Here is a 10,434-nt window from a genome sequence, read left to right on the forward strand (position 1 = left end):
ATGTTGCCGAAATCAGCGTTCGGATCAGAGTGAAATCACCGTTCGGATAAAACCGAAATGGCCGTTTGAATGTTGCCGTAATCGGCGTTCGGATCAAGCCGAAATACACAGATGAGTTAATGGGCTATGCCCTGTTGTGGAGGTACCTACTACATTCCATCCATGTTCAAGAAAATGCTGGGCTGTTGCAAGACCAATTCCACGACTAATTCCAGTAATGATAATAGTTGGCATCTTTTATCCCCAAAATTAAGTCAAATCTGTTAATTTGATTGGATTAGTTATTAGATAAGCGATTTTGGATATCCAATTGTTGTACTCCACTGTACCATAACCACTAAAAGTACAACGTATTACATGAGGAAAATATATGAACAAGCTCTATCATCGGAAAGCTATCATCGATGAGCTACCGTAATAGCGGCTCTTGCTGCATATACAATTGAGCCACTAAAAATATCAGCATTCAAATTATTGGAAAAACAACCCGCTGCGATTACTGCTTGCTAAGATGAAAACCCCGAACTGGGGATTGTTTGATTACGCGACGATAAACTTCGACAAACTAATGTGTGTCCGTGATATGTTTTATTTGCTTGCCCATGGGTTGGGTTTTCCATGTTTGTTGTCACATCATCAATACCGCTGTTTTTTGCCACAAACTTGAATACAAAAACCTTACCATAACCTTGTAGATGAATCGAAAGTCCTTCTTCGGGAATCTCTAATGCTTTGTTTAATTCCTTCGTAACTTTATCTTGTGACATCCCTGGCCGTGTTTTTCATCAGTGAATGAGACAGCGTGTTTTAATTTACTATAATTATTGTTTCGACCCATGCTGTGGGTTAGTATTGGCCATTTTTGGTCAAGATAGAATAATCACATGAAACTAAAGTTCGTTAAATATACTTTTTTTGTCATTGCTTTTTTTGTAGTAAATATTACATTGGCTTACATAAAGCAATCTAAAGAAGCATCAACTAAATTATCATCAACCCAAAAAAACTCAGCTATTTTTGCAGGAATAAAAGAAAGTTGGGTGCTTGAAACGTGCAAGAAACTAATTTCTATTAAAGATAATATGTTTCTTCATAAAGCGACACAAGAGTCTTGTATTGCCGCAGCAGAACCTGCTTTTGATGCGTGTGTTAATGAATATGAATTATCTACAGAAAATCTAACACAGACGAAACGATTGGAAAATTTTTCAATTTGTTTTGTTAATAACATTGAAAGTACTTTACGCAAGGAATAATAGAGCTATTGTCATGGCTCCTAGCTTATTCTTATCACGCCAAATTAGGGCGTACTCATTAACCAGTATTGTGGGGAGCTAATTATTGTAAAAGCGTATGCATGAGCTTTGTTCCCTTAAAGGTCGTTTAGAGTCTTGGGGTTATTCGTGTAGAACTTTCCAGCTCTAATTTTTCATCTTGAGTTAAAAGATTAAAATCCTCGATGTAAATGGTCTTGTTTCGATGGTCATTGAAAAACCCAGACCAACTATTAATAGGAGCCAACAGCATACCTTTTGTGAATGAAGGGTGAGTAAAATCACGATGGTAACCTCTGTACCTAACATTTTGGACTTCTTGACCATTGTCCAAATCAATCACGCTCCGCTTGTAACTATGAATATCACTTGGATAACATACAGTTAAAAAATTATCAGTAAAAAAGTGTGATATTTTCTGACAATTAAATTCATCCAAATGCGGTAGGGAAGGCAACCTTCTAATCAACTTGGTATGAATATCTACGCAGTAGAAATTGTGAGGATAAGGATACTCCCTGTAAGATAGATATAAAACAATATATCGTTCATTTGCAATAATTTTTATAATTTTTCCTTCTTCTTGCTCAAGATTCAGCTCATATTCTTTTACACCGGTTCTTACATTAAAGATACATATTTTTGGATCCCGACTCATTTGGTGTATCGTTTCAGTATGAATACCACAAATTAATTGCTCACCACTTAAACAAATAGAGTTAATTGTCATTGCCGATTCATTCTCATTAGCTATATTAAAACTACTTATCTCATTTGTGGTTAAATTAAAAACTAAAAAAGGTATTTTCTCCCAGTGCCGAGCAATTAATACACCATCTAGATTTACCCTCGATGCGGGTGACCTTGAAGCAATAACATAATAATTTCGGTTGCAATCTACACTATACCAGCGAGCAACCTTCATAGAATCTATTGAAATTGATCGAACTATTAATCCGGTTGTATCCCATTCTTGAAACCTTGGTTCCGCATAGAAATTAGTAATTGCAAAAATACGTCTTTCGATGAGACGAAATGATGAAAAATCAGTTCTTTCATAATTTATTTCAAAATCTCCGACTTTCTTTCCTTGAAAAAAAACTTGAAGATAATGATTGAATAACTCTGTACTCTGATAGTCCTCATATTCTGAGATATAAAGAACCAGTCCTTCAGGGGATAATTTTAGTCCCTTGATTATGCTATGGTATCCTTGTCTATTCTCAATTTGTACAGACCACAATTTTCTTGTTCGAGAAATATCATACAAAGAAAGTTTCTTTTCTTCATCGAGTACTACCACCAAATTATCGCAATGCTCGTTTCTTATGATTGCCGAGTCGAGAACGATTTTTTTACTTGCGTAGCTATCGTGAATGATATTTTTTTGTGTTTTTTTAGCCCACCAGGCTTTAAGCTCATTATTGTTGCCAATCCGTTCTCTTCTATGTAAAGTTTTTGTCAGTGAAAACATGTAAGTTCTGCCTATTATTCATAATGAAATTAGGACGTGTTCACAATTAAAGGAGCCTACGTGCGGCGCTTTATGCGCGGAATCCAGTTTCGAACTTCATTCAAGATCATCTGGATGCCGCGCATAAAGCGCCGCACGTAGGCGATAGGGATGAATTGTAAACACGCCCCTAATATTTCAAACAATTATTAATATTGCATATGAAGAAGGTCTATAGCGCTGAAACTCCTTTAACCTGCATTCATCTTCTACAATTACAGAGGCTGCAAGAGCATTTTCTGCTGGCGATAACCGGTTATCTTCAGCAAGTGCTTTAAAAAACGCAATACAGCTCAATATTTTAGGTACATTTTTATCTACTCTTTTCCATAACTCAGACCGAGTATAAAATTCAGGATCTACTGTCTCAGAGTGATTGTGATTAACACAACAAATTTCGCCTGTTGACCATTTTTCCATACTTGGGTTTGGATTTTTTCTTTGTACGAGACAAAAAATTGAAACAGCACATTGATTTAAAGACAATTTATATTTTTCCGCCAAGAAAGGATATGTTGTCATGGAGATCAATGTGCTGAGAGATATGTTAAATGGTTATTTCAAATGGAACAAGGCACGGATGGATTGTTTTGTATGCATGTTGGTTGCTTTATTAAGGGTTAGGACGGTTAATTTATCCGAGCTTGCATCAGGCTTTATGAGCAAGGCTCAAGAAACTTCAAGATATAAGCGCATAAAGCGTTTTATTAAAGAGTTCGAGATTGATTATTCAATGATTGCTTCCTGGGCTATTGGGGTTTTTGGTTTATCTGGCCAGAGCTTATTTTTAAGCATAGAAAGGACGAATTGGCGCTGGGGTAAAGCAGATATCAACATATTAATGCTTTCCATTGTTTATAAAGGGATAGGCATTCCTCTGTTTTGGAAATTATTACCGAAGCAAACCAAACGAGGCAACAGCAATACAACCGAGCGTATAACTATCATGAAACGCTTTATTAAGTGTTTTGGGCAATCAATGATCGCAGGATTATTGGGAGATCGTGAATTTGTAGGCAATGATTGGTTTTCCTGGCTTTTAACCGAAAAGATTCCCTTCTGCATACGCATTAAGGGAAATGTGGTTACAACCAATGCGCGAGGTTTGGCAGTTGATATTCAAGCGCTGCTTTATGATTTAAAACCCGGAGAACAGCGGGTACTTAAAGATAAGCGAAAGCTTTGGAAACAACTGGTTTATTTAAGTGCCTTACGGCTTCCTGATGGTGAATTACTTATTGTTGCAACCGATACATTGCTCGAAGACCCTATTAAGCATTATGGGAAACGCTGGGAAATTGAAACATTGTTTTCCTGCTTAAAATCAAGAGGTTTCAATTTTGAGGATACTCATATTATCGAGGCGGCACGCATAGAAAGATTACTGGCATTGTTGACGGTCGCCTTTTGTTGGTGCCACAAAACAGGAGAATGGCGCCATGAGCAGAAAGCCATCAAAATAAAAAAACATGGACGAAAAGCTATCAGCTATTTTCGTTATGGTTTAGATTTACTACGTGATGCGGCTCTCAATGGAGCACAAAACGTTCAACAATTCTTCGGGGGTATCTTCGAGTTTTTACGTGTTGAACCTAATACTCGAGGGGCATCATGATTTTTTGTCCCGTACAAAGGGATTTTTTATATGATCATATACGTTTTTTATTGGTATTATTTATTCTCTTTAATTTAAAGTGTATTTTCAATGCACATATTGATGAGGCGGGACAAATAGTACCATGCCGTACATATTTTGTCATTTATGATTCTGTATAGTAAAGCAGGCAACAGTAAAGCAGGTATCATCAAGGATTTATATTGATCATATGTGCTGCAGCGTGCAAAGGGTTTCAGCAGAAATAAAGATCATTTTTTGTGCTAAAATTACACTAGTAAAACTAATTTGATAGAGAGCTAATATGTTAACAGGACCTCAAGAATTTAAATTAAAGGAATTAGCTAAGACATATGACTTTTTTACTGATGAGGATTTTTGTCCTGGGGATTGGGCTAAGCATCGCACAACACTCGATGGAGGCGCTGGTGGGCTAATTTTGGATGATTGCGCAACAAATCCAATAAGTATGAAACGGATGCTGGATGATATAACTTCCGGGCTAGTTGATGATAATTCTTTACATCAGGAAAATGCAAAAAAAGCATGCAAGCTTGTTCAAGAGCTATATCACAATGATCCATATGTGGCAGATAGTGTAAACAAAGCATGGAAAAATAATTCAGTTTCACTCAAACAACTCAAAGATGGTAATTCTTTAGAAAAGATACTTTTTGTTCAAAGAATTGTTGATGAAGAAACCAAAGGTGTAGGTTCAAGTCGATTTCGCAGGCCCAAACCTTGGGAAGTTTTACCTGTTCAGCAGGGTGTCGCCGAAACTGATCTGGTGGCACCTGCTATTACACAAAGTGCTTCTTTAGCTGCTGTCAACCAACCGACAAGTTCTGCTTCTGGTAAACTTAATCTTCTTGATGACATTAAAGCTATGTTGTTACGTTTAATAAAGATGATGTATGCAACTGAAGATTCCAGACATTCTTTTTCACCTGGTATAAAAGATCGCATTGAAGAGATTCATGACCGAATAAATGAATCTGATCTGATTAGCTCCGAAAAAGCACTAGCCAATTATTTCGGTAAACAGTTAAGGGCGTTAGAGTCTTCCCTAAAAAGAGAGGCAACTTATTTTCATAATCAAGTAGACCATAGAAAAACGTTATTTACTGATGTGCTCCAATTAGTGAAAGAGGAACTTTCTAAACTTGCAAGCCACACTCCTACATTTGAGTCTTCAGCTAAGCTTCCAGGCAATGAGCAATCAAAGATTATTTCACCAGCATCGTCTCAGCACGCAATTAAAGAAGTTCTTAACACGTTACGTACCTGTCAAAATACACTCAATGATGCCCAAATAAAGAAAATCAGTGACATGATCAATCAGTTAAAAAAGGAAATAAGCGGCTCCGGTTTATTCAACTTCAATAAAAACCGAAAAAAAGAAAAAATCACTGCACTGAATCAGTTATTAAAGAATTGTCGTGAAGGCATGCCCATTGAAGACGCCGTTAATAAAGCTAGAGAAAGTCCTGGAGTTATCGAGGGCAGATTGAGTAAGCGAGTCGCTCAGTTATTGGAAGATTTAGCACCTTCAGAAGGATCTGCCTTGATCAAAAAAACCTGATCTTGATCTCGTGATGTGGTCAACCTAAGCCGTTTTAATGGCTGCAAATGAACTGCTTCTGAGTAAGGCTTAGGCAGGGCCATTATTCACCTTGATGAAGTGAGAACCAGCGATCTCACGCTTTCGCGAGACAATTTTAATTGTAGTAAGTCTTGTAGTGGCTCAGACTTGATCTGAGAGTTACCCATTTTTTCAAAGGTGTCTGTTAGTTTAAATTTGAGCAACTACATACTAGGTCATAGTAGATCAGTTGCTCTTTGGAGTTGAGTACCTTTGAACTAAATATCCAATTTCTAGCGCCCTGACTACGAAAGTATTTCTTCGTTTCCCATTCAGCGACTTTTATTTGGATGTCTACGTCTAATCCAGCGTATCAATGTTTTAATCAGCTTAGTATCTATATAGCTGAATGTCGCTTTAGATACTACATGCCTTTGGTAGCACTATCCTAATATGAGCACTTTCTAATGGGTGACCCGGTAATCCCCCTTATGGTTTTTATGTTAACGGTATCAAGCAATGGGAGGATTCTTGAGATGTGTTACACTTGAGATGCCGAAAGTATTTCCTTCAAGAACGTACTATCATCGTGTACGAGATGACGTCAACTACCTTAATAAAAGGTTTTAGGGTATTCTTTTATGGCTAGTCTCTTTCGTTTCTTCTTCACCACCAACTTCTTTATCCGCAAACTCAATCCCAAGATCCCTTTGAAGCTTCGTATTAATACAGTCAGCTAGGGCTACTGAAAGAGCCTGAACTAACGGGCCCTTTTTAGGGCATAAATCTAACAAATGTAACTTGAAATTAAAATCTTTCTTCCAAATACGTATAAAATAGATACTATCAGTTCCGTGTTTTTCTATGACTTGCTTCAAAAGTGTAATGCTGTTGTGGATTATTTTTACTGCTTTTTCCTTTTGTTGGTACTCTTGTGTATTAAATATTTTTTCCAAAGCTGTTGGTTGACAGTGTTTTAGCATGGTTTGTTCCATTTCTGTTATTCTTTTAGATAATATTTTTTGAACTAAGTTATCTCTAGGTTGCGCTACTGCCATGTGTTGGTTTTTTAATGCTTTTTGATTATGAGCATGGATACTTTCCTGAAGCTCAGGTTTATATCTGGATGCCAGTCTTTCTTCATAAACCTTAACAACGCAATCAGTGAGTCCAAAGATGGGATTAATTATCAAATAACCCTGTTCATTAATACCGATTTCTGTTTGACAAAACCCAGCAGGAATAACTGAGCTCAGTGTATCATCACTCAGTCTTTTGCTACACAATGGGACATTGTGTGTGCTATGAGGATCAACATGTAGTACGCTGTCTGTTATTGTATTTTCACTCACAATACTCGTTCCAAAAGATGTTATACATTGTTCTATTTGATTCGGTAAAATTTCATCTGCATGTAATGTATCGGTAATTCGTTTTGTCATTAGCGCTTTACTATGACCATATCCATGATCAATGCAAACATCGATTGCTTGAGTAAAACAAGCTCCACCTTTTGTGGTGAGTTCAAAAACACTGCCCGTAGAAATGACCGATATACTCTCTCCAATATCGCCGGCTATTTGTGATGCATGTTCATTAAACTCATGTCCTTGATCATGCTGTGAAAACGGCCTAATTGACTGACGATAAGTTATATCGGAAATGGAAGCTCTGTTTTTTGCAACAACATGAAATATAGGTGGTTTCCCACCCTCTACAAATACAAACATATTAATTAATTTATTACGGTTATCTCGCACAGCAAACGTACTTAATAAAACATAAACATTAGATTCTAGTTTTTCAGCCATTGATTCCAAATCGATTAAAAGAGACTGAAATTCTCCCATCGTTAATGGATTTGATGTATAAAGAGAAAATTCACTCATAGAAAGGCGAGTAATATGATTTTCCATCCCTTTTTTTAATGAGTAAGAACCATCTTCTTCTTTCTGACAATAATGAGCACGATGCTCCTCATTAGCCAAGTTAAAAAGAGTGCCAATATGCTCACGCAGTCGTTCTGTATACGGTTTTTCATCATAAATGTTTAATTCGTACTGGCTAGATTCCCCCAAACAATAATCCTCAACAAATAAATAACGCTCAGGAACACTGACTATTAAATCTCTGATATAAATAGGTTGATTTAATCGTTCCAGCACTAATTGTTGTCTCTCTGCAAACTTGAGATGCCCAGGTTGTCTTAGGACTATCTCTTCCAGTAAGGCAGGTGGTAGTTTTGTAAGCTTTTCTATATCATCAATAAACATAAAACCAGCCATGTGTAACTTAACGCTTATATGTTTAAAGTATAGACCATTAAACGACTATTAACGCCATTTCATTCGATCCATGAATAAAAAAACAATTCCTTTGAATCATCGCCCATAGAATTTTGAAAGTGAACGTCTTAGGAACTATTTCTGGGCAAACAAAGATAGTGACATTTTTAGTGCTAGAAAAATATTAGAGAATTGACGTGGTTTAATTGATTCGGACACACCAGTTAAGAGATAATTTGCTTAACTGGATAAAAAAATGACAGATAGAAGAAAATATTCACAAGAATTTAAGCTTGATGCAATTAATCTTGTAAAAGAACAAAATTATAGTCGTGCAGAGGCCGCTCGTAGTTTGTCAATTAACCCTAATGTGCTGAGTCGCTGGATAAAAGAACACGAGGCCGATCAAGGGCAAGCCTTTAGGGGCAATGGCAAATTAACAGCTGATCAATTGGAGATTCGCCAGCTTCGAGAGGAAAATCGACGCCTGAAGATGGAAAAGGAGATCTTAAAAAAGGCGGCGGCCTTCTTTGCTCAAGAAACGATGTAAAATATTCGTTTATCGCCCAATATGAGAAGGTCTGGCCAATAGGCATGATGTGTCTATTACTGGGCGTGTTACGTTCGGGATATTATCGTTACCGTCGTAATCAACGGGATAACCCAAAAGATCCAATACATAAAGAGATGATTGATTTTGTGAAAGAAATTGCGGAAAAAAGTACTTATACATTTGGTGGCAGACGCATGAAAAAAGCGCTTAATGCTTTAGGGTACCCAGTTGGTAGACGGAGAACTCAAAGTCTCATGAAAGAAGCTGGTGTTATTGTTCGGTACAGAAAAAAGTATAAGGTTACGACCAATAGCAAACATAAAAAACCAGTTTTTGATAATGTGCTTAATCGTAATTTTTCACCATCTGAACCCGATCGAGCCTATGTGTCTGATATTACATACTTACCAACGCAAGAGGGTTGGTTGTATCTGGCGGTTGTTATTGACTTGTTCTCCAGAAAGGTTGTTGGGTGGAGTATGAGTTCAAGAATGAAAGCAGATTTAATCTGCGATGCCCTTAAAATGGCTTTATGGCAACGCAAACCAAAGCCAGGTTTAATTGTGTACTCAGATAGAGGCGCTCAATATGCCAGTCATGAATATCGAAAGTTACTCAATGACTGGAAATGCGTTGGAAGTATGAGCAGAAAAGGTAATTGTTGGGATAATGCCGTGGCAGAAAGCTTTTTTGGTAGTTTGAAGCAGGAGCGAGTTCAATGGAGGCATTACCAAACACGCTCTGAAGCGCATCGAGATGTCCTAAATTATATTACAATTTTGGTAACTCCCCAGGTACCTGCAAATTTTGTTTTAGTTTAAAACAAATAGGTGCTTCGTCATCCTGAGCGTAGCGAAGGATCTCCAAAATCTGGCTTCGATTTAGTCATTTTGAGATCCTTCTCTACGCTCAGGATGACGTACCTGGGGAGTTACCAATTTTGTATAATGATTTTCGGCTACATTCAACGATTGGTTATAAAAGCCCCAATCAATTTGAAAAGGAAATGAGATTGTTAAAAATGGTTGCTTAACTGGTTTGTCGCAATTTACTTGACCACGTCAAAGTCCAACCGGCCCACCACCAACAATTAGTACGGGAATATTTTTCATAAGTAGTTCTTATTTATATCTCAGTTAAATTTTGAAGGTTTACGAAAATCATTGGAAACGGCAAAGGTATTCTAAGCTGATGTAATTCAAAATTCATCCCTTAGAAAAAATGGGCTCCAACTAGCCCCATGTACATAAACATAATTAATCAAAAACTGGGTCAGATCCTGAGGTTTCTGTAGATGCATGGTAGGCAAATATAACATCACATCATACTACAGGAAAAACCTCCCGGATTTACAACTAGTTCTATTTGATCACCCAAATCTTTAGGGCTAGCCTCCCCAGTGGCAATTCGTTTACCAATCTCTCTAAAATCCTCCATCAATTTTTTCTCGTAACGACTCAAAATTTTCATATTAACACCGGATTGATCAGCCAAAACAGGATATTTATTTAGCATATACCCATCGGAAATCAAAATCCGAAAAAAAATATTGAAATCATGGATCTAGTATGATCAAATGCGCACATGAAGAGAAAATTAGAAGCAACTGAGC

At 37.1% G+C, this 10,434-nt stretch carries 8 protein-coding genes and 3 pseudogenes; 4 read left to right on the forward strand and 7 right to left on the reverse strand.

Features of this window, described 5'->3' with window-relative positions; genetic code table 11:
* Window positions 1–93: 93 nt before the first annotated feature.
* The gene (locus tag E1O47_RS11570; RefSeq protein WP_133131415.1) at window positions 94–234 is read right to left on the reverse strand and encodes an SDR family NAD(P)-dependent oxidoreductase; all 141 of its coding nucleotides are present in this window, start codon (window positions 232–234) and stop codon (window positions 94–96) included.
* 334 nt (window positions 235–568) lie between these two features.
* Window positions 569–734: pseudogene (locus tag E1O47_RS12730) on the reverse strand (IS701 family transposase); the annotation flags it as partial.
* 150 nt (window positions 735–884) lie between these two features.
* Between E1O47_RS12730 and E1O47_RS11580 the strand changes: the two are divergent.
* Window positions 885–1,256 carry a hypothetical protein gene (locus E1O47_RS11580; protein WP_133131417.1) on the forward strand — a complete coding sequence of 124 codons (372 nt, stop codon included), beginning with the start codon at window positions 885–887 and terminating at the stop codon, window positions 1,254–1,256.
* A gap of 127 nt (window positions 1,257–1,383) precedes the next feature.
* Here E1O47_RS11580 and E1O47_RS11585 read toward each other — a convergent pair whose 3' ends face one another.
* Together E1O47_RS11585 and E1O47_RS11590 are read right to left on the reverse strand one after the other, a co-directional pair.
* Entirely contained in the window at window positions 1,384–2,748 is a 1,365-nt protein-coding gene (locus E1O47_RS11585; protein WP_133131418.1) for a hypothetical protein, read from the reverse strand.
* Between the two features lie 177 nt (window positions 2,749–2,925).
* Window positions 2,926–3,309 carry a hypothetical protein gene (locus E1O47_RS11590; RefSeq protein ID WP_133131419.1) on the reverse strand — a complete coding sequence of 128 codons (384 nt, stop codon included), beginning with the start codon at window positions 3,307–3,309 and terminating at the stop codon, window positions 2,926–2,928.
* Here E1O47_RS11590 and E1O47_RS11595 point away from each other — a divergent pair.
* Both E1O47_RS11595 and E1O47_RS11600 read left to right on the forward strand, forming a co-directional pair.
* Complete coding sequence (locus E1O47_RS11595) at window positions 3,308–4,402, forward strand: IS4 family transposase (protein ID WP_242602106.1); 1,095 nt, start codon at window positions 3,308–3,310, stop codon at window positions 4,400–4,402. The genes E1O47_RS11590 and E1O47_RS11595 overlap by 2 nt on opposite strands.
* Window positions 4,403–4,706: 304 nt before the next feature.
* Window positions 4,707–5,984: a hypothetical protein gene (locus E1O47_RS11600; protein ID WP_133131420.1), complete on the forward strand. Its 1,278-nt coding sequence runs from the start codon at window positions 4,707–4,709 to the stop codon at window positions 5,982–5,984.
* Between the two features lie 332 nt (window positions 5,985–6,316).
* Here E1O47_RS11600 and E1O47_RS12735 read toward each other — a convergent pair.
* Both E1O47_RS12735 and E1O47_RS11610 read right to left on the reverse strand, forming a co-directional pair.
* Window positions 6,317–6,412 (reverse strand): annotated as a pseudogene (locus tag E1O47_RS12735) (group II intron maturase-specific domain-containing protein); the annotation flags it as partial.
* A gap of 198 nt (window positions 6,413–6,610) precedes the next feature.
* Window positions 6,611–8,257 carry a hypothetical protein gene (locus E1O47_RS11610; RefSeq protein ID WP_207384323.1) on the reverse strand — a complete coding sequence of 549 codons (1,647 nt, stop codon included), beginning with the start codon at window positions 8,255–8,257 and terminating at the stop codon, window positions 6,611–6,613.
* A gap of 268 nt (window positions 8,258–8,525) precedes the next feature.
* On the opposite strand from E1O47_RS11610, the pseudogene E1O47_RS11620 reads away from it, so the two are divergent.
* Window positions 8,526–9,616, forward strand: a pseudogene (locus E1O47_RS11620) (IS3 family transposase); the annotation flags it as partial.
* A 523-nt stretch (window positions 9,617–10,139) separates the two neighbouring features.
* Here E1O47_RS11620 and E1O47_RS11625 read toward each other — a convergent pair.
* Window positions 10,140–10,337: a hypothetical protein gene (locus E1O47_RS11625; protein ID WP_133131424.1), complete on the reverse strand. Its 198-nt coding sequence runs from the start codon at window positions 10,335–10,337 to the stop codon at window positions 10,140–10,142.
* Window positions 10,338–10,434 lie beyond the last annotated feature (97 nt).

This window comes from Legionella yabuuchiae, from assembly GCF_900640115.1.
In the GTDB taxonomy this organism is placed as follows: domain Bacteria; phylum Pseudomonadota; class Gammaproteobacteria; order Legionellales; family Legionellaceae; genus Legionella_A; species Legionella_A yabuuchiae.